The organism is Massilia cellulosiltytica (genome assembly GCF_047325105.1).
GTDB lineage: Bacteria > Pseudomonadota > Gammaproteobacteria > Burkholderiales > Burkholderiaceae_D > Telluria > Telluria orientalis.
In genome coordinates this window covers 5,629,148-5,653,939 of the sequence record NZ_CP168562.1, presented here as the reverse complement: position 1 = coordinate 5,653,939, position 24,792 = coordinate 5,629,148, and the positions used below count along the sequence as shown (strand labels likewise).

Sequence of the window (24,792 nt, the reverse complement as noted above, 5' to 3'; positions counted from 1 at the left end):
GCCGGACGAGGGCGCGTAACGTTCCGCGTCGTGCAGCGCCTGCACGACGCTGTCGTCGCCCGGCAGCATCCTGGCTGGCGATTGGCTACGCACGGTACATTCATGGCGTATCGCCATCGTCGATGAACTGCGCCTTGATTGTCTGGTTCGCCACCAGCCTGGGCGGCCTCGGGCAGTTGCAGATGCACAAGTCGTTCTCCAGCGCGACCTGCTTGCCGTTGTAGCGCTCCGGAAGGCGCGGGCCGACGCAGCGGATGACGCCCGTGCTGTCGCAGGTCCGGCAAGCGACCGTGTCGCCCTCCAGCGCAACGCGGACGCCGTTGATCGAGACCAGCGCGCTCGCGGAGGTGACGGTGCCGCCGGCCGTGGTGGAGGCACCCAGTGTGATGTGATGTCGCTTCATCTTCCCATGCTGTCACGCGCCGCCGTCGTGGACGTTGTGCAAACCGCCTTGACACGGCGCCGCCGCGCCGAAGCGATTACCATGTCCCGCACCATCGCGTTTTTACGGAGACCTACTGTGCACTTTCTGCTGATCTATGACCTGGCCCCGGACTACCTTGAACGCCGCGGCGCATTCCGCAACGAACACCTGAAGCTGGCCTGGGACGCCCAGCAACGCGGCGAGATCGTCATCGCCGGTGCCCTGGCCGATCCTGCCGACAAGGCCGTGCTGCTGTTCAGCGGCGAATCGTCGGACGCCGCCGAGCGCTTTGCCCGTGCCGATCCGTATGTCGTGAACGGACTCGTCACGCAGTGGCACGTGCGGCCCTGGATCACCGTGGTTGGCCAGGACGCCAGCACCCCGGTCCGCCCGGACTAATCATTTCGCCGGCAACAGTTTCACGACGAGGTTGTGCGTCGTGAGCGCGATCGAGCGGTCGGGCGCCAGCGCCACGCCGATCGGCCGGTCCAGGCTGCCGGGCAGGGCGCCGAGGGTGATGCCCGCGTGGCCGGGCACGCCGGCCACCGTGCTGGTCACGTTGTCGAGGTTGATGCGGCGGATCGTCGAGTTGCCCGTGTCGGCGATATAGAGATCGTTGCCGTCGATCGCGATGCCGCTCGGTGCGCACAGGCGCGAGACGCCCGGGCTGCCGTCCACGGCGTCGCAGCGTCCCGGCTGGCCGGCCAGCGTGGACACGATACCCTTGTCGTTCACCATGCGGACCGTCGAATTGCCGGTGTCGACGACGTAGACGTTGTTCCAGTTGTCCACGCCCACGTCCTGCGGTTCGCAGAACTGCGCCTGCCCGCCGTTGCCGTCGCGGCTGCCGCACACGCCCGGGCTTCCGGCGACCGTCGTGACGTTGCCGCCCGCGTCGATACGGCGCAGCATGTGGTTGCCGGTATCGGCCACCCACACATTGCCCAGGCGGTCCAGCGCGATGCCGCGCGGCTTGCAGAAGCGCGCCGCCATGCCTTTGCCGTCCGCGCTGCCGCAGGTGCCGTCGCCGGCGATGGTCGTCGTCGTGCCGTCCGGCGCCACGCGGCGGATGACGGAATTGCCGCTGTCCGTCACGTACACATTGCCGTTGCCGTCCGCGACGAGCCGGCTCGGATCGTTGAAGCGGGCCGCCGCGCCGGTGCCGTCCGCATAGCCGAGGGCGCCGCGCGTGCCCGCCAGCGTCGTCACCACGCCGTCGGGAGAAATCTTGCGCACGGTGGCGCTGGCGCTTTCCGCCACATATAGATTGCCCGCCGCGTCCGCCGCGATGCCCTGCGGACCATTGAAGCGCGCGGCGCCGCCGGTGCCGTCCTGCGAGCCGGCGCATTGCCCGCAGACGTCGCCCGCGATCGGAAACAGGCCCGTGGCGCCCTGCGGCCGGTCGGGCCAGCTGGGCCAGTCGGGATGGTCGGGCCATGGATGGTCGGGCTCGTGGAACCAGCCGATCCCGATGCCGATGCCCACGTCGCCACCGCAACTGGACAAGCCCAGCAGCAGGACGCCAGACACAAACCAGCGTAGCGTGCGTTCGAAGACTGTCATGGCCTTACCCCGAATGGAAACGGCATCGAGCTTAGCGCGCATCGCCCCGTAGGCCATGCGTGCGCGCAAAGCGCGCCGGCCGCTTGTGTGCAGGTCGGCGGGGCGTCGTGGCGAAGCGACGGCATCACCGGATGCACAAGACACGAGCGGCGCAGAGCTAGCTCTAGGTTAAGATTCCGCACGCAACCACAACCGCTGGAGGATCATGCAATCTGCCGTCAACCTGTGGCCGCTGCTCGGCATTGCGGCCGTGGCCGCCGGCTTCGTGTTGCGCGCCAATCCGGTGCTCGTCGTGATCGTGGCCTGCGGCGTGACCGGCTGGGCCGCGCACCTGCCGCTGCTGCACCTGCTGGAATCGCTCGGCACGGCGTTCATCAAGACGCGCAACCTGCCGCTGATCCTGTTGCTGCCGCTGGCCGCGATCGGCCTGCTGGAGCGCTTCGGCCTGAAGGAGCACGCGCAGGCCAGCATCGCGCGCATCCGCTCGGCCACGACGGGGCGCCTGCTGACCGTGTACCTGCTGGCGCGCGAGGTGGCCGCCGCGTTCGGCCTCACGAGCCTGGGCGGCCATCCGAACATGGTGCGTCCGCTCGTCGCGCCGATGGCCGAGGCGGCGGCCGAGGCGCGCCACGGGCACCTGCCCGAACCGCTGCGCCAGCGCATCCGGGCGATGAGCGCGGCCACGGACAACGTCGGCCTGTTCTTCGGCGAGGACGTGTTCGTCGCGTTCGGCGCCATCGTGCTGATGCAGACGATCCTGAAAGCCGAGGGCCTGGACGTCGATCCCATCCACATGGCGTTGTGGGGGATCCCGACGGCGGTGACGGCGTTCGTGATCCACGCGTGGAACCTGCGCCGGCTCGACGCCCGCATCCGCCGCGAGACCGCGCGCGAGGTTGCGTAATGCTCGTATCTCTCGACTTCTTTTACCTGCTCGTCGGCCTGCTGTTCGCCGCCTGCGCGCTCATGACGCTGGGCGACAAAACCAATCCGCGCCGCTACACGACGGCGTTGTTCTGGGGCCTGTACGCGCTCGTCTACCTGCTGGGCGAACGCCTGCCCCCAAGCGTCGCGGGCGTGCTGATGATCGTGATGGCGCTGGTCGCCGGATTCGGTTTCGTGCGGCCGGGGAAGGCGGACGTGCTGCCGGAAGATCAAAGACAATCCACCGCCGCGCGCCTGGGCAACCGCCTGCTCGTGCCGGCGCTGGCGATTCCCGTCGTGACGATGCTCGGTTCGGTCGTGCTGAAGGACGTCCACGTCGGCATGCGCTACCTGCTGGATCCGAAGAACCTGACCCTGGTGAGCATGGGCTGCGGCAGCATCGCGGCGCTGGCGCTCGCGTGCTGGCTCACGCGCGCGACGCCGCTGCAGGGCGTGCGCGAGGCGCGGCGCCTGATCGATGCGATGAGCTGGGCCGTCGTGCTGCCGCACATGCTCGCGGTGCTCGGGCTGCTGTTTTCCGAGGCGGGCGTGGGCAAGGCCGTGGCCCACGTCGCGACGAGTTACATCCCGCTCGATTCGCGCCTGCTGGCTTGCGCCGCGTTCTGCGTGGGCATGGCATTATTTACCGTCGTGATGGGCAACGGCTTTGCCGCGTTCCCCGTCATCGCGGGCGGCATCGGGATTCCCGTGCTGGTCGGGGTGTACCATGCGAACCCGGCCGTGATGGCCGCGATCGGCATGTTCAGCGCGTATTGCGGCACCCTGATGACGCCGATGGCGGCGAATTTCAACATCGTGCCGGCGGCACTGCTCGAACTGCCCGACAAGAATGCCGTGATCAAGGCCCAGCTGCCGACCGCGTTGCCGCTGCTGGGCGCGAATATCGTCCTGTTGTACTTCCTGATGTATCGATGAGCCGACCATGACCGCACCTACCACTCAAGTACCCACCAGGACCGTCCTGCTGACCGGATTCGAACCGTTCAACGGCGCCACCATCAACCCGTCGTGGGAAGCCGTGCGCGCGCTGGACGGCTGGTCCGGGCCGGGCTTCGCGGTCGTCGCGCGCCAGCTGCCGTGCGTGTTCGGCACCGCCCTCGACGTGCTGCGCGAATCCATCGCGGGCGTCAAGCCCGACATCGTGATCGCCGTCGGCCAGGCCGGCGGCCGTTCCGAGATGTCGCTGGAGCGCGTGGCCATCAACGTCGACGACGCGTCGATCCGCGACAACGCGGGCAACCAGCCCGTCGACACGCCCATCGCGGCCGACGGCCCGGCCGCCTATTTCACCACCTTGCCCGTCAAGGCCATCGTGAAGGCGCTGCGCCTGCGCGGCTTCCCGTCCGGCGTGTCGCAGACGGCCGGCACGTTCGTGTGCAACCACGTGTTCTACGGCCTGATGCACCACGCGGTCGGGCAACCCGTGAAGGCGGGCTTCATCCACGTGCCGTTCCTGCCCGAGCAGGCGGCAGATCGTCCGGAGCGGCCGCCGTCGATGGCGCTGCGCGACATCGTCGATGCGCTCAGGATCGCGGTGGAGGTGGCGGTGGTGACGGAGACCGATACCCACGAGGCGGGCGGCGCCACGCATTGACGCCGTCACGGGGCCGCGCGCGCCTCGTCCTCGATCACACCCATCAACCAGTGCAGCGCCGCGTCGTCGTCGCGCCGCGCATGCCATGCCATCGACACGGTGAAGCGGTCCATCGCGATGGGCAGTGCGCTCGACGCCAGCAGGCCCGCCGCGGCCCAGCGGTCCGCCAGCACTTCCGGCACCGTCGACACGATGGCGTTCGCCCCGAGCACGCCGGGCACCGCCGAGAAGCGCGGCGTCGTGTAGCACACGTCGCGGCGCAGCCCGAGCCCGGCCAGTACCGCGTCGGCCGTGCCTTCGACGGCGCCCCGGTAGCTCACCAGCAGGTGCGGCACCGCGACGTACTGCGCCAGCGTCACGGCGTCCGTGAACGGCAGCTGGCGCGGGTCGTACACGCAGCGGAACCCCATCTCGCGCAGCGGCCGCTGATGCTGCCAGCGCGGGCCGGTTCGCAGCGCCGCCACCCCGAGTTCGATCTCGTCCTTGTCCAGCATGTCGCCGACGGCGAACGGATTGCTTTCCTTGAGCACGATGCGCACGCGCGGCGCCAGCCGGCGCACCCGCGTCAGCAGGCCGGGCATCAGCCAGTGCTCGACCCAGTCCGGCATGCCGACGACGAACAGGCGCTCGCTGTTCGCCGGGTCGAAGGCCGGCGGCACGGCGATCGCCTTTTGCAGCAGCGCCACGGCCGGTTCGATGGCCGCTGCAAGGTCGAGCGCGCGCGGCGTCGGTTCCATGCCGCGCGTGCCCCGCACGAGCAATTCGTCGCCGAACAACTGGCGCAGCCGCGCCAGCGCACCGCTGACGGCCGGCTGGCCGAGGAACAGCTTGTGGGCGGCCGCGGATACGCTGCGTTCGCGCATCAGCACGAGGAAGGTCACCATCAAATTCAGGTCGACGCCCCTGAAATCATTCTCACTGATTCCCATAATCTCGATAATCGATTTGATTGATGTCGTGCGCCATTGGATCATGGATGCATCGTTCAATGCCAGAGGAGTTCACCATGATCAAGCTTTCACCCCTGTTCCTGTCCGCCGCCGTGCTGCTGGCCGCGCCCGCATGGCTGCCCGCGGCGCATGCGGCCGCGCCCCAGGTGCGCACCCAGGCGCCCGGTTTTTATCGCGTGCTGCTCGGCGACGTCGAGATCACCGCGTTGTCCGACGGCACCGTGACCATCCCGCTCGACAAGCTGCTGACGAATACCAGCGCGGCCCACGTGAAGGACGTGCTGGCGTTCCACCACCTCGGCACCCAGGTCGAGACGTCGATCAATGCCTTCCTCGTCAACACCGGCAAACAGCTGGTGCTGATCGATACCGGCGCCGGCGCCAGCTTCGGCGCGCACGGCGGCCACCTGGCGGACAGCATCCGCGCCGCCGGCTATCGTCCCGAGGACGTCGACGCCGTGCTGCTCACGCACATCCACGGCGACCATTCGAACGGCCTGGCGATAGACGGCAAGGCCGTGTTGCCCAATGCGGAGGTGGTGGTGGCCAGGCGCGATGCCGATGCGTGGCTGGATCCGGCCAACCGCGCGAAGGTGCGGCCGGAAAGCGTCCACGTGATCGACGAGGCGCTGGCGGCGTTCGCGCCGTACCGGAAGGCGGGCCGGGTGCGGACCTTCGACGGTCCCGGCGAGGTGGTGCCCGGCATCCGGGCGGTGCCGGTGCCGGGGCATACGCCCGGCCACACGATGTATGAATTGACGGCGGGCGGGCAGACGCTCCGTTTCGTGGGCGACGCGGTGCATGCGAAAGACGTGCAGATGGCGGAACCGCAGGTGACGATCCGCTTCGACGAAGATGCCGCCGCGGCGCGTCGCCAGCGCGAGACGCTGTTCGCCGACGCGGCCGCACGCGGCTATATCGTGGCGGCGGCGCACACGCCGTTCCCCGGCCTCGGCCACGTCGAGCGCAGCGGCAGCGGCTACGCGTGGGCGCCGCTGAATTACAGTTCGCTGCGCTAGACGATCACTCGGCGGCGGGATGCAGGATCTTGAGGAATGCCCGCACCACCGGCGCATCGTCCTGCGTCGGATACGTGATGTACAGATTGGCCGACGGTGGATTGGTACGCACCGGCAGGAAGCGCACGCCGGGCCAGCCGATGCGGCTCGTCGTCGCCGGCATCAGCGCCACGCCGAGTCCCGCGCCGACCATCGCGAGCAGGGTCTGCGGCTCCGCGGCTTCCTGGAAGATCGTCGGCTGGAAGCCCGCGTTGACGCAGCACTGGATCAGGTAGCGCGGCTCGGCCGACTGGTCCAGGTGCAGGGTCAGCATCGGCTCGTCGGCGATGGCGATCAATTCGATCGCATCCTGCTGCGCGAGCGGATGCTGGGCGTTGATCGCGACGCACACGTCTTCGCGGAAAGCCAGTTCCTGGCGCAGGCCGGCGTTCCTCAGCATGTCCTCGTCGATCTTCGGCTCGCGCCAGAAACCCACGTCGATCTGCTTGCCGCGCAGCGCGTCCCACTGGTCGTTCGGGCCGAGTTCGTGGATGGTCCACGTCACGCGCGGGAACTGGCTCTGGAATTGTTCCAGCAGGCCGGGGATCGGGCCCCACATCGCCGAGCCGACGATGCCCACGCGCAGGCGGCCCACTTCGCCGCGGTCGATCTGGCGGATGGTGTCGATGGTCATGCGCATGCGGCCCAGCAGGTCGGCCGCTTCGTGCATCAGCGCCTTGCCGGCGACCGTCAGCTCGAAGCTGCGCGTCGTGCGCGCGAACAGGCGCACGCCCAGTTCGCTCTCCAGCTTCATGATCTGCTGCGACAGCGGCGGCTGCGAGATGTGCAGGCGCTCGGCGGCGCGGCTGAAGCTTTTTTCTTCGGCCACCGCCAGGAAGTATTTCAGTTGCTTCAGGTCGATCGACATGGTGGTCTCAAACGTGGGCCGCCGCGTGCAGCGCCACCGCGAGGCGGGCGCCGACGAGGGCATTGTGCTTCACGAGCGCGATGTTCGTGGCGAGACTCCGGCCGCCCGTCAGGTCCTTGATGCGGGCCAGCAGGAACGGCGTCACGGCCTTGCCTTTCACCCCCTGGTCGGCGGCCTCCCGAAGGGCCTGCGCGATGATGCCGTCGATCTCCTCGTTCTTCAGCGCGGATTCCGCCGGCACCGGATTGCTGACGACGACGCCGCCGGTCAAACCCAGCTGCCACTTGGTGCGGATGAAGCGGGCCTGCTGTTCCGGCGTGTCGAGCTGGAAGTCGGCGTCGAAGCCGGATTCGCGCGTGAAGAACGCGGGGAAGCCGGGCTGGCCGACGCTGACCACCGGCACGCCATGCGTCTCCAGGTATTCCAGGGTGAGGCCGATGTCGAGGATGGATTTCACACCCGCGCACACGACGGCGACGTTGGTGCGCGCCAGTTCCTGCAGGTCGGCGGAGATGTCGAAGCTCGTCTCCGCGCCGCGGTGCACGCCGCCGATGCCGCCCGTGACGAAGACTTCGATGCCGGCCAGCGCCGCGCAGATCATCGTGGCGGCGACCGTCGTCGCGCCCAGCTTCTTCTCGGCCAGCACGTACGCGAGGTCGCGCCGGCTCACTTTCAGCGCATCCTGCGCGTTGCCCAGTTGTTCGAGCTGGTCGTCGGCCAGGCCCACGCAGATGCGGCCGTCGATGAGGGCGATGGTGGCCGGCACCGCGCCGGCGTCGCGGATCACCTGCTCGACCTCGCGCGCCGTCTGCACGTTCTGCGGGTACGGCATGCCGTGCGAGATGATCGTCGACTCGAGCGCGACGACGGGTTTGCCGGCCGCGCGCGCGGCTTGCACTTCGGGGGAAAACTGGAGGAAGGCTTGCATGTTCAGTCCTGTGAAAGCGGAGGGGATTCGGTGGCGAGGCTGTCCGGCCCCAGGCCAGGATGCACGGTCTCGGGCACGCCCAGGGTGAGAGCCGACAAATGCAGGCCGCGGCGGCACGCGAGCACGAGGTCTTCGGTCCCGGCGTCCTGCACCAGCGACCAGCAGACGGCCGCGGCGAACGCGTCGCCGGCACCCGTCACGTCGACGACGTCGACCGGCGGCGCGGGCAGGTCGACGATGGCAGCGCCCGCGCTGACGAGGACGCCGCGCGCGCCGCGCGTGACGATCAGGTCTTGCGCGCCCTGGGCCTGCACGGCGCGGATGGCCTCCGCGAGCGCAGCGTCGTCGACCAGCGGACGCCCGACCCGCGCCGCCAGCTCGCCGGCGTTGAGGATCAGCAGGCGCACGCCGGACAGGTCGTCGGGCAGGCGCGCCATCTTCGGTTCGGACACGGCGACGAGTACGAGCGGCGTCGCGTTGCGGCGCGCCTGGTGGGCGAGGGCGGCGACGGTGTCGCGCGGCAGGTTCAGGTCCGCGACGACGAGCGCGGCGCCCGCGAGCTGCGCCTGGCGCGCGTCGATGTACGCCGGCTCCATGCGGTCGTACAGCGCCATGTCGGCCAGCGCGACGACCATCTCGCCGTCGCGGTCCAGCACGGCCGTGTAGGTGCCGCTGCAGCAGCCGTCGAGACGCAGCGCGCCGCGCACGTCGATGCCGAGGCTGTCCGCGCGGTCGAGCAGGGCGGCGCCGGAGGAATCCGCGCCGATCGCGGTCAGCAGCGCGACCGTCGTGCCCAGCCGGGCGAGGTTTTCGGCGATGTTGCGCGCCACGCCGCCGAACGATTCGGTCTGGCTGGCCGGGTTCGACGTGCGCAGGGCGATCGTATCCGTCGAGCGCAGCTTGCGGTCGAGGTTCGCCGCACCCACGCACACGACGGGGCGGTGGTCCGGCAGCACGTAGGCGCGCCCGAGCAGCTTGCGCTCGCGGATCAGGCCCGCGATATAGCCGGCGACCGCGGAGCGCGACAGCCCGAGCTGGTTGGCGAGCTCCTGCTGCGAAATGAAAGGATTCGCGCGGATGGCCTCGTAGAGTTGTTGTTTCTTCGACGGTTCTGTCACGATGACGGGTGGATTAAACTTTTGTTTTTCATCTTAAACATTTGTTTGCACAAGGTCAACGCGGACATATGTATGGCTAAAGTCTAGCGCGAATTTATTGCGTGAAGATATAAATACCCCAGAAAAATGGTATTTGCCAACACAATCGGCATTCATGCATAGTTGACATATTTTGGTGCATCCCGCCGCCCCATCCTCGACCAGACCGCGACAATGACTACTCACCAGTTCAGCAACACCCCCTTCGAAGCCGCCGACGTCATCCGCGCCCGCAAGCCGGGCTTCACGCCGCGCGTGGCCCTGATCCTCGGTTCCGGCCTCGGCGTGCTGGCCGAGCAGATGGAGGATGCGGTATCGATCAGCTATGCCGACCTGCCGGGCTTCCCGATCAGCACCGTGCACGGCCACGCGGGCGAACTGGTCCTGGGTACGCTGGCGGGCGTGCCGGTGGTGTGCATGAAGGGCCGCGGCCACTTCTACGAAGGCTATGGCCCGGCCGTGATGACCTCCGCCGTGCGCACCTTCAAACTGATCGGCTGCGAACTGCTGTTCGTGACGAACGCCGCCGGCTCGCTGCGTCCGGAAGTGGATGCGGGCAGCGTCGTCGTGCTGACGGACCACATCAACCTGCTGCCGGGCAGCCCGATGGCCGGCCCGAACGACGACCGCTTCGGCCCGCGCTTCTTCAGCATGGCCAATGCGTACGATGCCGACATGCGCGACCTGATCAAGGCCACGGCGGCGGAGAAGAACATCACCGTGAACGAAGGCGTGTACCTCGCCTGCCCGGGCCCGAACTTCGAAACGGCCGCCGAGATCCGCGCGTTCAAGGCGCTGGGCGCGGACGTCGTCGGCATGTCGGTCGTCCCGGAAGTGATCTCGGCCCGTCATTGCGGCCTGAAGGTCGCGGGCATGTCCGCCATCACGAACCTGGCCGAAGGCCTGACCCCGTTCCCGCTGTCGCACGAGCAGACCCTGAAGTATGCTGCGGTTGCGGCCAAGGATATGGTTACGCTGATTCACGGGTTTATTGAACGACTGGGTAAAACGACTAACGCGGCCTAAACACACCGTCGTTCCCGCGGACGCGGGAACCCATGCTGAGGTGCCGGCAATCGTTACGGGTAATGCCGACGCTGTCGAGTTCCGGGCTTCAGTATGGATTCCCGCCTTCGCGGGAATGACGTGTTAACTGACTTGGAAAAATAGACATGTCACGCGCATTCATCCTCCTGCTGGACTCCTTCGGCCTGGGCGCCTTGCCCGACGCCGACAAATACGGCGACACGGGCGCCAACACCCTCGGCCACATCGCGAAGTGGGCCGCGGATGCGGGCAAGCCGATGTCGCTGCCCACGCTGGAAGCCATCGGCCTCGGCGCCGCCGCGCACAAGGCGAGCGGCGAATGGCCCGCGGGTTTTGCGAAACGCGACGGTTTCACGGGCGCCTGGGGCGTCGCGCGCGAACGCTCGACCGGCAAGGACACGCAGAGCGGCCACTGGGAAATCGCCGGCGTGCCCGTGCTGTTCGACTGGGGCTACTTCCCGAAGACGGTGCCCACGTTCCCGCAAGAGCTGACCGATAAACTGGCCGGGATCACGAACGTGCCGGGCTGGCTGGGCAACTGCCACGCGTCCGGCACGACCATCATCACGGAACTGGGCGACGAGCACGTCGCGACCGGCAAGCCGATCATCTACACGTCGGCCGACTCCGTGATGCAGATCGCCGCGCACGAAGAGCACTTCGGCCTCGAGCGCCTGTACCAGGTGTGCGAAGCCGCGTATGAACTGGTCAAGCCGTACAACATCGGCCGCGTGATCGCGCGTCCTTTCACGGGCAGCAACGGCAACTACAAGCGCACGAGCAACCGCCACGACTACGCCGTGCCGCCCGTCGCGCCGACCTTGCTGGACCACGTGAAGGATGCCGGCGGCGAAGTCATCGCGCTCGGCAAGATCAGCGATATTTTTGCCGGCCAGGGCGTCACGCAACTCATCAAGGGCGCCGACAACATGGCGCTGTTCGACCGCCTGCTGGAAGTGGCCGATACCGCGCCGGACAAGTCGCTGACGTTCGTGAACTTCGTCGACTTCGACATGCACTTCGGCCACCGCCGCGACGTCGCCGGTTATTCGAACGCGCTGCACGAACTGGATGCGCGCCTGCCGGACTTCATCGCGAAGCTGAAAGAGGGCGACCTCGTCGTCATCACGGCGGACCACGGCTGCGATCCGACGTGGGCCGGTTCGGACCACACGCGCGAACACATCCCGATGCTGTTCTTCGGCCCGGCCGCGCCGGCGCGCGAGCTGCCCGTGTCCGACACGTTCTCCGACATCGGCGCCACCCTGGCGCATCACCTCGGCGTCAAACCTACTGCCAACGGAACCGCTTTGCTATGAGCCCGAACCTCGATTTCAAACGTAATACCGCGATCGACCTCGACCTGGGCTGGATCAACCACCTGAAGGTCAACCGCAACGCCGCCGACCGCCGCGCCGCGAGCCTAGCGAACCGCCGCACGGTCAAGAAGGAATACCAGGCCGCGTGGCTGATCCGCGCCATCGAATGCATCGACCTGACGACCTTGTCCGGCGACGATACCCCGGGCCGCGTCGAGCGCCTGTGCCGCAAGGCGATGCGTCCGCTGCGCGCGGACCTGATGCAGGCGCTGGGCCTGGAGTCGCTGACGACGGGCGCCGTGTGCGTCTACCACGAGATGATCCAGCCGGCCGCGCAGGTGCTGCAGGGCCGCCTGCCGATCGCCGCCGTGTCGACCGCGTTCCCGGCCGGCCTGTCGAGCCTCGAAACGAAGATCCGCGAGATCGAACTGTCCGTGGCCGCGGGCGCCACCGAGATCGACATCGTGATCACGCGCCAGCACGTCCTGACGGGCAACTGGCAGGCGCTGTACGACGAGATGGTCGCGTACCGCCAGGCGTGCGGCGAGGCGCACGTGAAGGCGATCCTCGCGACGGGCGATCTCGTCACTTTGGAAAACGTAGCAAAAGCATCGTGGGTCTGCATGATGGCAGGCGCCGATTTCATCAAGACATCGACCGGCAAGGAAGGTGTGAACGCGACCATTCCCGTGTCGCTGGTGATGGTACGCGCGATCCGCGAGTACTATGAACGCACCGGCTACAAGGTCGGCTACAAGCCGGCCGGGGGTGTGTCCTCCGCCAAGACCGCATTGCAATACCTGACCGTGATGAAGGAAGAGCTGGGCAACGAATGGCTGCAACCGCATTTGTTCCGCATCGGTGCCTCCAGCCTCCTGACCGACATCGAGCGCCAGCTCGAACACTACGTCACCGGCAGCTATTCGGCCGCCCATCGCCACGCGCAACCTTGATCGATCGGACCTGTCATGCCCACTATTAAAGAGATTCTGCAAACGATGGATTACGGCCCCGCACCCGAGAGCACCAAGGAAGCGCAAGCATGGCTGGACGCCCATGGCCGCCGTTTCGGCCTGTTCGTCGACGGCGCCTGGACGGATGCCGAAGGTGACGACACTGCGACGTTCGGCTCGTTCAACCCGGCCGACGGCAGCGAGCTGGCGCAGGTGACGCAAGCGAGCCAGGCCGATGTCGACCGCGCCGTGGACGCCGCGCGCCGCGCGCAGCCGGGCTGGGTCGCCCTCGGTGGCCACGGCCGCGCGAAAGTCCTGTATTCGCTGGCGCGCCTGCTGCAGAAGCACGCGCGCCTGTTCGCCGTGCTCGAGACGCTGGACAACGGCAAGACGATCCGCGAAACGCGCGACGCCGACCTGCCGCTGGCCGCCCGTCATTTCTACCACCACGCCGGCTGGGCCCAGCTGCAGTCGGAAGAATTCGCGGACTACCGCGCCGTCGGCGTCGTCGGCCAGATCGTGCCGTGGAACTTCCCGCTCTTGATGCTGGCCTGGAAGATCGCGCCCGCGCTCGCCGCCGGCAACACCATCGTGTTCAAGCCGGCCGAGTACACGTCGCTGACCGCGCTGCTGTTCGCCGAGATCTGCCAGCAGGCCGGCGTGCCGGCGGGCGTCGTCAACATCGTCACGGGCGACGGCCGCGTGGGCGAGGCGATCGTCAATCACCCGGGCATCGACAAGCTGGCGTTCACCGGCTCGACGGAAGTGGGCCGCATCATCCGCAAGGCCACGGCCGGCACGGGCAAGAAACTGTCGCTGGAACTGGGCGGCAAGTCGCCGTTCATCGTGTTCGACGACGCCGACCTGGATGCGGCCGTCGAAGGCCTCGTCGATTCGATCTGGTTCAACCAGGGCCAGGTCTGCTGCGCCGGTTCGCGCCTGCTCGTGCAAGAAAGCGTCTACCCGCGCTTCATCGAGAAGGTCAAGGCGCGCATGCAGAACCTGCGCGTCGGCTCGCCGCTGGATAAATCGAACGACATCGGCGCGCTCGTCGATCCGGTGCAGCAGCAGCGCATCCACGGCCTCGTGGAAGCGGCGCGTGCCGAAGGCTGCGAGATCTGGCAGCCGCAAGGCGAAACGCCGGTTGCCGGTTCGTGGTATCTGCCGACCCTGATCACGGGCGCGTCGACGTCGGCCACCGTGTCGCAGACCGAGATCTTCGGCCCCGTGCTCGTCGCGTCGAGCTTCCGCACGCCGGGCGAAGCCGTGCAACTCGCGAACAACACCGTGTACGGCCTGGCCGCGTGCGTGTGGAGCGAGTCGATCAGCCTCGCGCTGGACGTCGCTCCCCAGATCAAGGCCGGCGTCGTGTGGATCAACACGGCGAACCAGTTCGACGCCGCGTGCGGCTTCGGCGGCTACAAGGAATCGGGCTTCGGCCGCGAGGGCGGCAAGGAGGGCATGACGGAATACCTGGTGCCGCTGGCGGAAGATGCGCGTCCCGCAGCACCGGTCGTCGCGGAAAAGGGCAAAGTAAAACTGGCAAGCGGCGACAGCCCGTTCACGATCGACCGTACGGCGAAGCTGTACATCGGCGGCAAGCAGGCGCGCCCGGACGGCGCGTACAGCCGCGCGATCCATGGCGCGGGCGGCGAGTTCCTGGCCGACGTGGGCGAGGGCAACCGCAAGGACATCCGCAACGCCGTCGAAGCGGCGCACAAGGCGTCCGGCTGGGCGAAGGCGACCGCGCACAACCGCGCGCAGGTGCTGTACTACATCGCCGAGAACCTGGCGATCCGCGCCGACGAATTCGCGGCGCGCATCGCCGCGCAGACGGGTGCCAAGGATGCGGCACGCGAAGTGCAGGCATCGATCGAGCGCCTGTTCTACTGGGCCGCATGGGCCGACAAATACGACGGCCTGGCGCACCAGCCGCCGATGCACGGCATCACCGTCGCGCTGAACGAACCGGTAGGCGTGATCGGCATCGTGTGTCCGAACGAGAACCCGCTGCTGGGCTTCATCTCGCTCGTCGCGCCGGCACTGGCGCTGGGCAACCGCGTCGTGGCGGTGCCGTCGGAAGCGCATCCGCTCTCAAGCACGGACCTGTACCAGGTGCTGGACACGTCCGACCTGCCGGGCGGCGCGCTGAACATCGTCACGGGCAGCCACGACGAACTGGCCCGCACGCTGGCGTCGCACTTCGACGTGGATGCCGTGTGGCGCCACGATGGCTCGGCGGAAGGCTGCGCGGAAGTCGAGCGCCTGTCGGCCGAGTCGCTGAAGCGCACGTGGACGGGCGGCGCGAAAGGGCGTGACTGGTTCGATGCGAAGCAGGCGGGCGGGCGCGCGGTGCTGCAGCACGCGAGCCAGGTCAAGAATGTGTGGATTCCGTACGGCGTGTAAGGCCCGGAACCCCAAGCCCGTCATTCCCGCGCAGGCGGGAATCCATACTGAGGCACCGAAGTCGACTTCGATCGCTCAGCATGGGTTCCCGCTTCCGCGGGAACGACGTTTTAGAGAAAACTCTTAAACGGGATAACCTATGTTCCTCCCCCAGGAAATCGTCCGTAAAAAACGCGACGGCGGCACCTTGACCGCGGAAGAGATCCGCTTCTTCGTGCGCGGCATCCCGGACGGCAGCGTCACCGAAGGCCAGATCGCCGCGCTCGCGATGGCCGTTTACTTCAACGACATGACGATGGACGAGCGCGTCGCGTTCACGCTCGCGATGCGCGATTCCGGCCAGGTCATGGAGTGGAAGTCGCTGGACCTGCCCGGCCCCGTCGTCGACAAGCACTCGACGGGCGGCGTCGGCGACGTCGTGTCGCTGATGCTCGGCCCGATGATCGCCGCATGCGGCGGCTTCGTGCCGATGATTTCCGGCCGCGGCCTCGGTCACACGGGCGGCACGCTCGATAAATTCGATTCGATTCCCGGCTATTGCACCGTGCCGGATCCGGAACTGTTCCGCAAGATCGTCAAGGACGTCGGCGTCGCCATCATCGGCCAGACCGCGCAGCTGGCGCCGGCCGACAAGCGTTTCTACAGCATCCGCGACACGACGGCCACCGTGGAATCCGTCGCCATGATCACGGGCTCGATCCTGTCGAAGAAGCTGGCGGCGGGCCTCGACGCCCTCGTCATGGACGTCAAGGCCGGCAGCGGCGCGTTCATGCCGACGTATGAAAAATCCGTCGAGCTGGCGGAATCCATCGTCCACGTCGGCAATGGTGCCGGCACGCGCACGTCCGCGATCCTGACGGGCATGAACGAGTCGCTGTGCCCGGCGGCCGGCAATGCCGTCGAGGTGCGCGTCGCGATCGACTACCTGACGGGTAAATCGCGCCCGGCCCGCCTGCACGAAGTGACGATGGCGCTGTGCGCCGAGATGCTCGTCATCTCCGGCCTCGCCGCCACCGACGAGGCAGCGCGCGCCAAGCTGCAGCACGCGCTGGATTCGGGCGAAGCGGCCGAGCGTTTCGCGCGCATGGTCAAGGCGCTGGGCGGTCCGGCCGACCTGATGGACAATCCGGACGCGCACCTCGCCAAGGCGCCGGTCGTCGTGCCTGTGCCGGCGCTCGAATCGGGCTACGCGTATGCGACGGATTGCCGCGGCCTGGGGCTGGCCGTCGTCGGCCTGGGCGGCGGGCGTATCCGTCCGCAGGACCCGATCGACTTCGCCGTCGGCCTCACGGACCTCGTCGAGCTGGGCATGCAACTGGAAGCGGGCCAGCCGCTGGCGCTCGTCCACGCGCGCACGCAGGATGCCGCGCAACGCGCCGTGCGCGAAGTGCAGGCGGCCTACCGCATCGCGGCCGAACGACCTGCCGCGCAGCCGATGATCTACAAGACCATTCGCCCATAAGATCATATCTACCGTCGCTCCCGCGGAGGCGGGAGCCCAAGTTACCTGCGTAGTCGATACGCAGGCAAAATTGGGTCCCCGCCTTCGGGACGACGTTCCTGGGAGTCCCCATGAAATACGAAAAACTGATAGCCGAAGCCCGCGCCGCGCGCGAACTGGCCTACGTGCCTTATTCGCGCTTCAAGGTGGGCGCCGCGCTCGAGACGAAGGACGGCCGCGTGTTCCGCGGCTGTAACGTCGAAAATGCGTCCTACGGCCTGTGCAACTGCGCCGAGCGCACGGCATTCTTTTCCGCGATCGCGCACGGCTACGTGCCGGGCGACTTCGCGGCGCTGGCCGTGATCGGCGACACCGACGGTCCGATCGCCCCGTGCGGCGCCTGCCGCCAGGTGATCCTGGAACTGGGCGGCAACGACCTGGCGGTCGTGCTGGCGAACCTGAAGGGCGACGTGATGGAGACGACCGCGGCCGCACAGTTGCCGAACGCGTTCGGCGGGCGCGACCTCCAGAAGTCTTGAGCGCACGGTTCAGCGCCGTTTAAGGCAATCTTGCCCGGATGCTGGCAAACTTGAATTCAGGGACGGGCCCACAACATGTGGGCTATCCGACCATTCAAAGGAGCAGACGTCATGAGCCCGCAAGATTCGCAGATGTTGCACGATTTCCTGAGCCAGTTGATCCAGGCCCGCGGCATCCAGAAAGACCCGGAAGCGGATGCCCTGATCCAGCGCGCCGTGGCCCAGCAGCCCGATGCCGCCTACCTGCTGGTGCAAAGGGCGTTGCTGCTCGAACAGGCGCTGAACAATGCCAAGGACCGCATCGCGTCGTTGGAAAACCAGGTACGTTCCGGTCAGCAAGGTGACGGCGGTAAATTTCTCGACGCAAACTCGTGGGGCAATAGCGGCAGGACGCCGCCGGCGCAGTCCTACCAGCGCGATACCCAGCAGCCGTACCAATCCCAACCGCAAAATCAGCCGCAGTATCAGCAGCCGCAGTATCAGTCGGCACCGTCGTCGGGCTTCCTGCGCGGCGGCTTCGGCGGCTTTGGCGGCACGCTCGGCTCGATCGCCGCGACGGCGGCCGGTGTCGCGGCCGGCGGCTTCCTCTTCCAGGGGCTGGAAAACATGTTCGGCCACCACGACCAGGGCGGCAATCGTTTGCTGAACAGCGACGATCCGAGCAACAACCTGTTCAGCGACCAGTCCGGCAGCTCACTGGCCGACCAGGCGGGGCTGGGCGATGTGGACCGTGTGCTGGACAATGGCTCGTCGGAAGGGTTGTTCGACAGCAGTGTCGATAATGGCAGCATCGACGGCGGGCAGGGCTTTTTCGATGGGGATGGGTCGGACGAAGGGCTGTTCAGCTGAGATAAGCTCGTCATTCCCGCGCCAGCGGGAATCCATGCCGACTTACAGAATTCGGTATCTCGGAGGCACCGAAATATTTTTAACGTCTGACTTCGGTGCCTCATTATGGGTTCCCGCCTTCGCGGGGGCGACGGTAGCTATGAATTCGTGGCAAACAAATCCTCCGGCTTCCACGGGTCGTACGTCCCCACATTCCACACATGGCCTTCGAGGTCGCGGCACATGAAGCCGCGGCTGCCGAACTCCGTGTCGCTCGGTTCCTGCAGGATGATGGCGCCGGCATTGCGCGCGCGCTCGCACACGCGGTCGGCGTCGTTCACCTGCAGGTAGACGGTCTGGGTCTGGCGGCCCTTGATCTCGTCCGGCTGCACGAGCACCTTGCCATATTCTCCCTCGTCGCTGACCGAGCCCAGCATGATCATGCCGTCGCCGAGCGTCAGTTGCGCGTGGGCGATGGCGCCGTCGATCCCGGGCACGGCGACCTGGCAGGCGAAGCCGAAGACTTCGCACAGCCAGTCGATGGCGGCCGGGGTGTCGCGGTAGCGCAGGCAGGGGATGGCGATCGAGGGCATGGCGGTCTCCTATGGGATTGATTCACATCTGCTGGAACAGATAGCTGTGGTTGCGGCTCACTTCCAACTCGCCCGGATAGCCGCGCACCTTCAGCATCTGGCGTCCGCGCAGGTCGCGTTTCACTTCGGCGATGGCGTCCACGCGCACGAGCGTCGAACGGTGGATGCGCCAGAACTCGTCCGGGTCGAGTTCGTCCAGCAATTCCTTCAGCGTCTTGCGAATCAGAAACTCGGCAGCGCCCGTCTGCACCCGCGTGTATTTTTCGTCCGACTGGAAGAACAGGATCTCGCGCGTGCTCACCATGCGCAGGCTGGCGCCGACCTGAGCCTGGATCCAGCGCAGGTAAGTTGGCTTTTCGGGCTTGCCCTTGTTTTCCAGCAAGGTGGTCAGCTTCGCCAGTTGCTGGCCGATATCCTGTGGGGGCGCGGCATCGGCCGACGAACGTTTGCGCAGGCGTGCCTGCAGCCGCGCGCAGGTGGTCGCGAGCCGTTCGGCCGACACGGGCTTCAGCAGATAGTCGAGCGCGCCCTGTTCGAACGCGTCCAGCGCGTACTGGTCGTAGGCCGTGGCGAACACGATGTGCGACCGCTCGTACAGCCGCCGCGCCGCTTCGATGCCGGACAGGCCCGGCATGCGGATGTCGAGGAAGGCGATATCGGGCCGCAGCTTTTCGCCCAGCTCGACGGCTTCCACGCCGTTCGCGGCCTCGGCGACGATCTGCAGGTCGGGCCACGCCTGTTGCAGGCGTGCGCGCAGCAGGTCGCGCATCGGGGCTTCGTCGTCGGCGATCAGGGCGGTAACCATGTTCAAGCATCCTCCATCATCTTGTAGGGCAGCCGGATCGTGGCGCAGGCGCCGCCGCCCGGCGGGGTCGAGATGGCCAGCGACGCTTCCGCGCCGTACAGCAGTTGCAGGCGCTCGCGGATGTTGGCGAGGCCGACGCCGTCGTCCGCGTGCGGGTCGATGCCGACGCCATCGTCGCACACTTCCACGTGCAGGTCAGCCCCCACCACGTGGGCGCGCACGACGACGGTGCCGCCTTCGATCTTCGGCTCCAGGCCGTGCTTGATGGCGTTCTCGATCAGGGTCTGCAGCATCATCGGCGGAAACGGGGCGCTGCCGAGGAAGTCGGGCACGTCGAAGCGCACGTTGAGCCGTTCCTTCATCCGCGCCTGCATGATGGCGAGGTAAGCCCGCGACAGCTCGACCTGCTTGCCCAGTGTCGCGCCGCCGCGCTGGCGCATCTGCGGCAGGGTCGAGCGCAGGTAGTCGATCAGGTGGGCATGCACGCGCGCCGCTTCCTTCGGGTCCGTCTCGATCAGCTGGCCGATCAGGGCCAGCGTGTTGAACAGGAAGTGCGGTTCGACCTGCGCCTGCAGCGCGGCCATCTGCGCCTCCATCAGGCGGCGTTCCAGCGTGGCGACGTTGGCCTGCGCCGTGGCTTCGCGCGCCATCAGCTCCGCCTTGCGCTTGCCGCCCGCCAGCACCTTGACGGCGAACGAGATGAAGATGTACCAGAAACCCGGCTCGGGCGTATTCACGAGCTGGAAGAAGATCACGACGAAGAACCACGTGAGGAACAGCTGGCGCCATTCGACGACGGCGAGCCAGTCGAAGAAGCGCCACCACAGCTTGCTGGCTTCGTGGAAGGCGTCGCGTACGAAGTCGAGTACGCGGTTGATGTCGCTGGCGCGCATGATGCTCTCCTGCTTATTTCTCGCTGTAGTGGTCGCGGCTTGTGCGGCGCTGGTCCACGACGAATGCGCCGATGATCACCTTGATGCCCATGAACAGGACGAACAGGAACAATGCGAGCGGCAGGATGCTGATCACGAACGCGAGGGCGATGCAGCACACCAGCATCGCGGGCCACGGCATCACGGCGATGGCGCGCGTGGCGCGGCGGCAGGCGTCGACGATGTCGCGGGCGAGGTCTTCCAGCGTGGCGCCGAAGCTGCGGTGGTAGGTCCTGGTCATGATCACTCCTTGCGGTTGGAACTTGTTTCGATGGAGTCACTCTACATCCCTGCAGGCATCGTGGCCACGGGGCGCCGACGAACTGCCGAAAATGCGGGATGACTGGTCGTGCGGCCGGATGGGCGGGCGCGTCTGGACCCCGCCGGTCCGGCGTAATATGATGTCGTCCATGAAACTTTTACGCCTGCCATGAGCCGCACCGGACGCCTGTTCCAGCTGATGGACGCCCTGCGCGGCCACCGCCGCCCCGTAACGGCCAGTGCCCTGGCCGAACGCCTCGGCGTGTCGGAACGCACGATCTACCGCGACATCCAGACGCTCGTGCAACTGGGCGCGCCCGTCGAGGGCTCGGCCGGTGTCGGCTATGTGCTGCGCACGGGCTTTTTCCTGCCGCCGCTGATGTTCGACGCCGACGAGCTGGAAGCCCTCGTGCTGGGCGCGCGCTGGGTGCGCCAGCAGGGCGACGCGGCGCTGTCCGACGCGGCCGACCGCTCCCTGGCCAAGATCGCGACGGCCACGCCGCGCGACCTGCGCGACCACATGGCCGAGATGAGCCTGTGGGTGCCGGCCTTTCCGGAAGCGGCGCCGGTCGAGGCGTTCATCCAGCCGGCGCGCGAGGCGATCCGGCGCCAGTGCAAGCTGCGCATCGCCTACCGCGACGGGAGCGACGCAGCGACGGAACGCATCGTATGGCCGTTCGCGCTCGCGTTCTTCGAGGGCAAGCGCGTGATGGCGGCGTGGTGCGAACTGCGCGATGCGATCCGCCACTTCCGCGTCGACCGCATCGTCCGGGCCGAACCGAGCACGGAGCGCTATCCGTCGCCGCGGCACCAGCTGCTGCGGGAGTGGCGCAAGCTGTACGACATTCCGGAATACTCCTGACAGGATCTGTCAGTGGCCCGTCTTAACATAAACGCATCAACCAACCCACAGGAGACGGCCATGCAGCTCTACTACAACCACTACTCGTCCAATACCCGCCGCGTGCTGCTGGCAGCCGACCACCTCGGCATCGAGTTCGACCTCATCCAGATCAACCTGGCCAGCCAGGACGACCGCCGCCGCCTTGGCGAGGTGAATCCGAACGCCAAGCTGCCCGTGCTGATCGACGGCGACTTCATCCTGTGGGAATCGTGCGCGATCATGCAATACCTGGCCGAGGGCACGCCCGGCCAGACCGTGTGGCCGCAGGAGCGCCGGGCGCGCGCCGACGTCAGCCGCTGGATGTTCTGGGCCTGCCAGCATTTCGCTCCGGCCATCGGCGTGTTCACGTGGGAACACCTCTGGAAGAAATTCGTCACCGGCCAGGACGCCGATCCGACGGAAGTCGCGCGCGGCGCAGCCGACCTGGCCGAGGCGGCCCGTGTGCTGGACCAGCACCTGGCCACGCGCAACTGGCTTGCCGGCGACGGCGTGACCCTGGCCGACTACGCCGTCGCGGCGCCGCTCATGTACAAGGACAGGGCGCACCTGCCGCTGGATGCGTATCCGCGCCTGCTGGCCTGGTTCGAGCGCGTCCAGGCGCTGCCGGCGTGGCAGCGGACGGCGCACGAATGGTGATCAGGCCGGCCTGCCCACCAGCGCGGCTATCCCCGCCGCGGCGACGTTGACGGCTGCGCTGGCCACGATCGGCACCGTATAGCTGCCGCTCGCGTCGAACAGGTAGCCGGCCGCGGTGGGTCCGAGGAGCGTACCCACCGCGACGCTCGTGTACAGGACGCCGATGATGCTGCCGACCTGGCGGTTGCCGAACAGATCCGTCACCACGGGCGGCATGATGGCGACCCAGCCGCCGTAGAACAGGCCGAACAGCAGGGCGAACCCGGCCAGTGCGAGGAAGCCCGTCGAGACCGCCCACACCGCGAGTGCGGCAGCCATGCCGGCAAACATCGCCAGCAGGAAGGCCAGTCGCCCGACCCTGTCCGCCAGTCCACCGAGGAAGAACCGGCCCAGCGTGCTGCCGATACCGATCGACCCCAGCAGGTAAGCCGCGTCCTTCTGGCCGATGCCGTGGTCCAGCGCATACGGCACCAGGTGGACGAACGGCACGAACACCCCGAACGAGCAGACCAGGCAGGCCGCGTACAGCAATGCGAATTGCCGCGACCGGACGGCCTCGCGCAGCAGCATGCCGGCATGGACGCGGGCCGGCCCCATGTTTTTGTCGACGGGATCGTCGGCAATGAGCGCGGCCATGCCGATGCCGACGACGGCCGCGCCGCACCCGAGCGCGAGGTAGGCGCCGCGCCATCCCAGCGCGTCGATCAGCGCCGTCGCGAGCGGGGGCATGACCAGCGTGCCGACGCCGATGCCGCTGACTGCGAGGCCCGATGCGACGCCGCGGCGCGTGACGAACCAGCGCTGCACGGCGCCCAGCGCGGGCACGTACGCACAACCGATGCCCAGGCCGACGCCGAGGCCGTAGGCCGCATACACCGCATGCAGGCTGCGCGCGACGCCGGCCAGCGCGAGGCCGGCGCCCACCAGCAGCATGCCGAGCATGGCCAGGCGGCGCGCGCCCCAGCGGTCCGCGAGCGGGCCGCTGACGACGCCCAGCGCAAAATACAGGAACCCCGCCAGCGAAAACACGAGCGACACTGACCCGCGCGACGCCGCGAAGTCCCGCTGCAGCGCCGGCACGAACGCGCTGAACGTGTACGCGCAGCCGAAGCCGACGAAACAGACCGCGAACGCCGCCGCGACGACGACCCAGCCGTAGAAGACACGCGATCCCATGCTAGCGCTCCGGATGGCGCCGGTGCCACGGCGTTCGCGCCTGGAACGCGGCGCCGGCGCGCACGAGCGCGTCCTCGCGCCAGCGGGGCGCCACCAGTTGCAGGCCGACCGGCATGCCAGCGTCGGTGAAGCCGCCCGGCAGCGTGAGCGTCGGATGGCCGGACATGTTGAAGGGGCACGTGTAGCGCTGCAGCCCGGCGATGAGGTCGGGCTGCGTGCCCAGCGTCCGGATCTGCGCGAGCGTGAGCGGGGCGAACGGTTGCACGGGCGTGAGCAGGACGTCGACGGCTGCGAGGACCCGGTCGACACGGCCGCGGAAGGCCGCGCGCCGCAGCAGGATGGCCTGGTAATCGGTGCCGGACAACGCCTTGCCGGCCTCGATGACCGCCGCGAGGACGGCGCCGTAATCCGCTTGCATGCGCGGATAGCGGTCGCTGTGCGCCACGGCCGCCTCCACGGCACATTGCGGCACCCAGTCGGCGATGGCCTGCGCGACGTCGGGGAAGCGGACGTCGACGATGTCGGCGCCCAGCGCGGCAAACGCCGCGAGCGCCTCGGCGAGCACCGCGCGCGTGCCGGCGTCCACGCCGTCGCGGTTCCACGCCGCGTCCACGCCGATGCGCCAGCCCGCGACGCCGGCGCCTGCCGTGTCGTCGGGGACAGGCATCAGCGACGCCGTCGGGTCGTCCGGATCGGCCCCCGCGATGGCGCCCAGCAGGATGCCGGCGTCGATGGCGCTGCGGGCCATGGTCCCGACATGGTCCAGCGACGCCGCCAGTTCGGCCGCGCCGTGGCGGCTCACGCGGCCCCATGTCGGTTTCAGTCCCGTGAGGCCATTCGCCGCGGACGGCCAGCGGATCGACCCGCCCGTATCCGAGGCCAGCGAGCCATATGCCATGCCTGCCGCGACGGCGACGCCGGCACCGCTCGACGAGATGCCCGGCCAATAGTCCGCGTGCCACGGGTTGCGCGGCGGGATGACGGCCGGGTGGTGATCGGAATACGCGCCTTCGGTGAGCTCGGGCTTGCCGATGAGGACAGCGCCGGCGTCGCGCAGGCGCCGCACCACCGTCGCGTCGCGGGTGGCGACGGGCTGGCTGCGCAGCCGCATGCCGGCGCGCGTCGGCACGCCTTCGATGTCGAACAAGTCCTTCACCGCGATCGGCACGCCGTGCAGCGGCCCGCGCCATCCGCCGGCCGCGATCTCCCTGTCGGCCGCGTCGGCTTGCGCGCGCGCGGCGTCGGCCAGCACCAGCGCGTACGCATGCAGGTCGCCGTCGAGCGCGGCGATGCGGTCGAGCAGCGCTTGCGTCACCTCGCGGGAAGACACGTCGCGTTTGCGGATCAGTGGCGCAAGCGCGCCGATGTCGAGATAGTGCAGGACGTCCGTCGGTTTAGTCATTCTCTTTCCTGAATCGGCTTACAATGCGGGTACTGTAGCTCTCGGTGTGACAGTGGCACAACC

General features: G+C 67.8%; 26 protein-coding genes. 14 read left to right on the top strand and 12 right to left on the bottom strand.

The annotated features are described in order from the left end of the window. Positions 1-100: 100 nt before the first annotated feature. Positions 101-403 (bottom strand): PAAR domain-containing protein, encoded by a 303-nt coding sequence (locus ACEN9H_RS24690; protein ID WP_413672430.1) that lies wholly within the window; start codon positions 401-403, stop codon positions 101-103. A gap of 117 nt (positions 404-520) precedes the next feature. On the opposite strand from ACEN9H_RS24690, the gene ACEN9H_RS24685 reads away from it, so the two are divergent. Continuing rightward, complete coding sequence (locus ACEN9H_RS24685; RefSeq protein ID WP_413672429.1) at positions 521-823, top strand: YciI-like protein; 303 nt, start codon at positions 521-523, stop codon at positions 821-823. Here the strand turns inward: ACEN9H_RS24685 and ACEN9H_RS24680 are convergent, their stop codons facing one another. After that, entirely contained in the window at positions 824-1,987 is a 1,164-nt protein-coding gene (locus ACEN9H_RS24680; protein ID WP_413672428.1) for a hypothetical protein, read from the bottom strand. It abuts the gene before it with no gap. A 205-nt stretch (positions 1,988-2,192) separates the two neighbouring features. On the opposite strand from ACEN9H_RS24680, the gene ACEN9H_RS24675 reads away from it, so the two are divergent. The 3 genes from ACEN9H_RS24675 to pcp are packed head-to-tail and all read left to right on the top strand — an operon-like array spanning position 2,193 to position 4,526. Further along, complete coding sequence (locus tag ACEN9H_RS24675; RefSeq protein WP_413672427.1) at positions 2,193-2,891, top strand: DUF969 domain-containing protein; 699 nt, start codon at positions 2,193-2,195, stop codon at positions 2,889-2,891. Then, positions 2,891-3,847, top strand: coding sequence for a DUF979 domain-containing protein (locus tag ACEN9H_RS24670; protein ID WP_413672426.1), 957 nt, complete (start codon positions 2,891-2,893; stop codon positions 3,845-3,847). The genes ACEN9H_RS24675 and ACEN9H_RS24670 overlap by 1 nt, the downstream gene beginning before the upstream one ends. A gap of 7 nt (positions 3,848-3,854) precedes the next feature. Then, positions 3,855-4,526, top strand: coding sequence for a pyroglutamyl-peptidase I (pcp, locus tag ACEN9H_RS24665; RefSeq protein WP_160409608.1), 672 nt, complete (start codon positions 3,855-3,857; stop codon positions 4,524-4,526). A gap of 5 nt (positions 4,527-4,531) precedes the next feature. On the opposite strand, the gene ACEN9H_RS24660 is transcribed toward pcp, so the two are convergent. Beyond that, entirely contained in the window at positions 4,532-5,455 is a 924-nt protein-coding gene (locus ACEN9H_RS24660; RefSeq protein ID WP_413672425.1) for a LysR substrate-binding domain-containing protein, read from the bottom strand. 77 nt (positions 5,456-5,532) lie between these two features. Here ACEN9H_RS24660 and ACEN9H_RS24655 point away from each other — a divergent pair, with 77 nt between their 5' ends. After that, positions 5,533-6,495 (top strand): MBL fold metallo-hydrolase, encoded by a 963-nt coding sequence (locus ACEN9H_RS24655; RefSeq protein ID WP_413672424.1) that lies wholly within the window; start codon positions 5,533-5,535, stop codon positions 6,493-6,495. Positions 6,496-6,499: 4 nt separating this feature from the next. Here the strand turns inward: ACEN9H_RS24655 and ACEN9H_RS24650 are convergent, their stop codons facing one another. Genes ACEN9H_RS24650 through ACEN9H_RS24640 form a run of 3 tightly spaced genes read right to left on the bottom strand, consistent with a single transcriptional unit; the run spans position 6,500 to position 9,448 of the window. Continuing rightward, complete coding sequence (locus tag ACEN9H_RS24650) at positions 6,500-7,402, bottom strand: LysR family transcriptional regulator (protein ID WP_413672423.1); 903 nt, start codon at positions 7,400-7,402, stop codon at positions 6,500-6,502. 7 nt (positions 7,403-7,409) lie between these two features. After that, on the bottom strand, positions 7,410-8,330 hold the full coding sequence (locus tag ACEN9H_RS24645) for a pseudouridine-5'-phosphate glycosidase (protein ID WP_371768641.1): 921 nt from the start codon (positions 8,328-8,330) through the stop codon (positions 7,410-7,412). A gap of 2 nt (positions 8,331-8,332) precedes the next feature. Continuing rightward, positions 8,333-9,448, bottom strand: coding sequence for a carbohydrate kinase (locus ACEN9H_RS24640; RefSeq protein WP_413672422.1), 1,116 nt, complete (start codon positions 9,446-9,448; stop codon positions 8,333-8,335). Between the two features lie 213 nt (positions 9,449-9,661). Here ACEN9H_RS24640 and xapA point away from each other — a divergent pair, with 213 nt between their 5' ends. From xapA to ACEN9H_RS24605, 7 genes are all read left to right on the top strand, one after another. Next, the gene (gene xapA, locus ACEN9H_RS24635) at positions 9,662-10,513 is read left to right on the top strand and encodes a xanthosine phosphorylase (RefSeq protein ID WP_413672421.1); all 852 of its coding nucleotides are present in this window, start codon (positions 9,662-9,664) and stop codon (positions 10,511-10,513) included. A 146-nt stretch (positions 10,514-10,659) separates the two neighbouring features. Continuing rightward, entirely contained in the window at positions 10,660-11,853 is a 1,194-nt protein-coding gene (locus ACEN9H_RS24630) for a phosphopentomutase (RefSeq protein ID WP_413672420.1), read from the top strand. After that, the gene (deoC, locus tag ACEN9H_RS24625) at positions 11,850-12,806 is read left to right on the top strand and encodes a deoxyribose-phosphate aldolase (protein WP_413672419.1); all 957 of its coding nucleotides are present in this window, start codon (positions 11,850-11,852) and stop codon (positions 12,804-12,806) included. The genes ACEN9H_RS24630 and deoC overlap by 4 nt, the downstream gene beginning before the upstream one ends. Positions 12,807-12,821: 15 nt before the next feature. After that, positions 12,822-15,212, top strand: a complete 2,391-nt coding sequence (locus tag ACEN9H_RS24620; RefSeq protein WP_371768636.1) for an aldehyde dehydrogenase family protein — start codon at positions 12,822-12,824, stop codon at positions 15,210-15,212. A 139-nt stretch (positions 15,213-15,351) separates the two neighbouring features. Beyond that, positions 15,352-16,674 (top strand): thymidine phosphorylase, encoded by a 1,323-nt coding sequence (deoA, locus tag ACEN9H_RS24615; protein WP_413672418.1) that lies wholly within the window; start codon positions 15,352-15,354, stop codon positions 16,672-16,674. Positions 16,675-16,784: 110 nt separating this feature from the next. Continuing rightward, positions 16,785-17,192, top strand: a complete 408-nt coding sequence (locus tag ACEN9H_RS24610) for a cytidine deaminase (RefSeq protein WP_413672417.1) — start codon at positions 16,785-16,787, stop codon at positions 17,190-17,192. A gap of 111 nt (positions 17,193-17,303) precedes the next feature. After that, positions 17,304-18,041, top strand: coding sequence for a DUF2076 domain-containing protein (locus ACEN9H_RS24605; protein WP_413672416.1), 738 nt, complete (start codon positions 17,304-17,306; stop codon positions 18,039-18,041). A 137-nt stretch (positions 18,042-18,178) separates the two neighbouring features. On the opposite strand, the gene ACEN9H_RS24600 is transcribed toward ACEN9H_RS24605, so the two are convergent. From ACEN9H_RS24600 to ACEN9H_RS24585, 4 genes are read right to left on the bottom strand one after another with little or no spacing between them, the layout of a single operon-like run. Further along, positions 18,179-18,613 (bottom strand): VOC family protein, encoded by a 435-nt coding sequence (locus ACEN9H_RS24600; RefSeq protein ID WP_056123008.1) that lies wholly within the window; start codon positions 18,611-18,613, stop codon positions 18,179-18,181. A gap of 22 nt (positions 18,614-18,635) precedes the next feature. Next, positions 18,636-19,418: a LytR/AlgR family response regulator transcription factor gene (locus tag ACEN9H_RS24595; RefSeq protein WP_371763743.1), complete on the bottom strand. Its 783-nt coding sequence runs from the start codon at positions 19,416-19,418 to the stop codon at positions 18,636-18,638. Between the two features lie 2 nt (positions 19,419-19,420). Next, entirely contained in the window at positions 19,421-20,311 is an 891-nt protein-coding gene (locus ACEN9H_RS24590; protein WP_371768633.1) for a sensor histidine kinase, read from the bottom strand. Between the two features lie 13 nt (positions 20,312-20,324). Continuing rightward, positions 20,325-20,591, bottom strand: a complete 267-nt coding sequence (locus tag ACEN9H_RS24585; protein ID WP_413672415.1) for a hypothetical protein — start codon at positions 20,589-20,591, stop codon at positions 20,325-20,327. Positions 20,592-20,780: 189 nt separating this feature from the next. Here ACEN9H_RS24585 and ACEN9H_RS24580 point away from each other — a divergent pair, with 189 nt between their 5' ends. Together ACEN9H_RS24580 and ACEN9H_RS24575 are read left to right on the top strand one after the other, a co-directional pair. Beyond that, complete coding sequence (locus ACEN9H_RS24580; protein WP_413672414.1) at positions 20,781-21,473, top strand: helix-turn-helix transcriptional regulator; 693 nt, start codon at positions 20,781-20,783, stop codon at positions 21,471-21,473. Positions 21,474-21,533: 60 nt separating this feature from the next. Beyond that, entirely contained in the window at positions 21,534-22,151 is a 618-nt protein-coding gene (locus tag ACEN9H_RS24575) for a glutathione S-transferase family protein (protein WP_413672413.1), read from the top strand. On the opposite strand, the gene ACEN9H_RS24570 is transcribed toward ACEN9H_RS24575, so the two are convergent. Continuing rightward, a complete protein-coding gene (locus tag ACEN9H_RS24570) occupies positions 22,152-23,327 on the bottom strand; it encodes an MFS transporter (RefSeq protein WP_413672412.1) in 1,176 nt (391 codons plus the stop codon). It abuts the gene before it with no gap. Position 23,328: 1 nt separating this feature from the next. After that, positions 23,329-24,729: an amidase gene (locus tag ACEN9H_RS24565; protein ID WP_413672411.1), complete on the bottom strand. Its 1,401-nt coding sequence runs from the start codon at positions 24,727-24,729 to the stop codon at positions 23,329-23,331. Between the last annotated feature and the right edge of the window lie 63 nt (positions 24,730-24,792).

Coding starts and splice junctions, on each gene's coding strand:
- ACEN9H_RS24690 (WP_413672430.1), bottom strand. CDS start 403: ATGAAGCGACATCACATCACACTGGGTGCCTCCACCACGGCCGGCGGC.
- ACEN9H_RS24680 (WP_413672428.1), bottom strand. CDS start 1,987: ATGACAGTCTTCGAACGCACGCTACGCTGGTTTGTGTCTGGCGTCCTG.
- ACEN9H_RS24675 (WP_413672427.1), top strand. CDS start 2,193: ATGCAATCTGCCGTCAACCTGTGGCCGCTGCTCGGCATTGCGGCCGTG.
- ACEN9H_RS24670 (WP_413672426.1), top strand. CDS start 2,891: ATGCTCGTATCTCTCGACTTCTTTTACCTGCTCGTCGGCCTGCTGTTC.
- pcp (WP_160409608.1), top strand. CDS start 3,855: ATGACCGCACCTACCACTCAAGTACCCACCAGGACCGTCCTGCTGACC.
- ACEN9H_RS24660 (WP_413672425.1), bottom strand. CDS start 5,455: ATGGGAATCAGTGAGAATGATTTCAGGGGCGTCGACCTGAATTTGATG.
- ACEN9H_RS24655 (WP_413672424.1), top strand. CDS start 5,533: ATGATCAAGCTTTCACCCCTGTTCCTGTCCGCCGCCGTGCTGCTGGCC.
- ACEN9H_RS24650 (WP_413672423.1), bottom strand. CDS start 7,402: ATGTCGATCGACCTGAAGCAACTGAAATACTTCCTGGCGGTGGCCGAA.
- ACEN9H_RS24645 (WP_371768641.1), bottom strand. CDS start 8,330: ATGCAAGCCTTCCTCCAGTTTTCCCCCGAAGTGCAAGCCGCGCGCGCG.
- xapA (WP_413672421.1), top strand. CDS start 9,662: ATGACTACTCACCAGTTCAGCAACACCCCCTTCGAAGCCGCCGACGTC.
- ACEN9H_RS24630 (WP_413672420.1), top strand. CDS start 10,660: ATGTCACGCGCATTCATCCTCCTGCTGGACTCCTTCGGCCTGGGCGCC.
- deoC (WP_413672419.1), top strand. CDS start 11,850: ATGAGCCCGAACCTCGATTTCAAACGTAATACCGCGATCGACCTCGAC.
- ACEN9H_RS24620 (WP_371768636.1), top strand. CDS start 12,822: ATGCCCACTATTAAAGAGATTCTGCAAACGATGGATTACGGCCCCGCA.
- deoA (WP_413672418.1), top strand. CDS start 15,352: ATGTTCCTCCCCCAGGAAATCGTCCGTAAAAAACGCGACGGCGGCACC.
- ACEN9H_RS24610 (WP_413672417.1), top strand. CDS start 16,785: ATGAAATACGAAAAACTGATAGCCGAAGCCCGCGCCGCGCGCGAACTG.
- ACEN9H_RS24605 (WP_413672416.1), top strand. CDS start 17,304: ATGAGCCCGCAAGATTCGCAGATGTTGCACGATTTCCTGAGCCAGTTG.
- ACEN9H_RS24600 (WP_056123008.1), bottom strand. CDS start 18,613: ATGCCCTCGATCGCCATCCCCTGCCTGCGCTACCGCGACACCCCGGCC.
- ACEN9H_RS24595 (WP_371763743.1), bottom strand. CDS start 19,418: ATGGTTACCGCCCTGATCGCCGACGACGAAGCCCCGATGCGCGACCTG.
- ACEN9H_RS24590 (WP_371768633.1), bottom strand. CDS start 20,311: ATGCGCGCCAGCGACATCAACCGCGTACTCGACTTCGTACGCGACGCC.
- ACEN9H_RS24585 (WP_413672415.1), bottom strand. CDS start 20,591: ATGACCAGGACCTACCACCGCAGCTTCGGCGCCACGCTGGAAGACCTC.
- ACEN9H_RS24580 (WP_413672414.1), top strand. CDS start 20,781: ATGAGCCGCACCGGACGCCTGTTCCAGCTGATGGACGCCCTGCGCGGC.
- ACEN9H_RS24575 (WP_413672413.1), top strand. CDS start 21,534: ATGCAGCTCTACTACAACCACTACTCGTCCAATACCCGCCGCGTGCTG.
- ACEN9H_RS24570 (WP_413672412.1), bottom strand. CDS start 23,327: ATGGGATCGCGTGTCTTCTACGGCTGGGTCGTCGTCGCGGCGGCGTTC.
- ACEN9H_RS24565 (WP_413672411.1), bottom strand. CDS start 24,729: ATGACTAAACCGACGGACGTCCTGCACTATCTCGACATCGGCGCGCTT.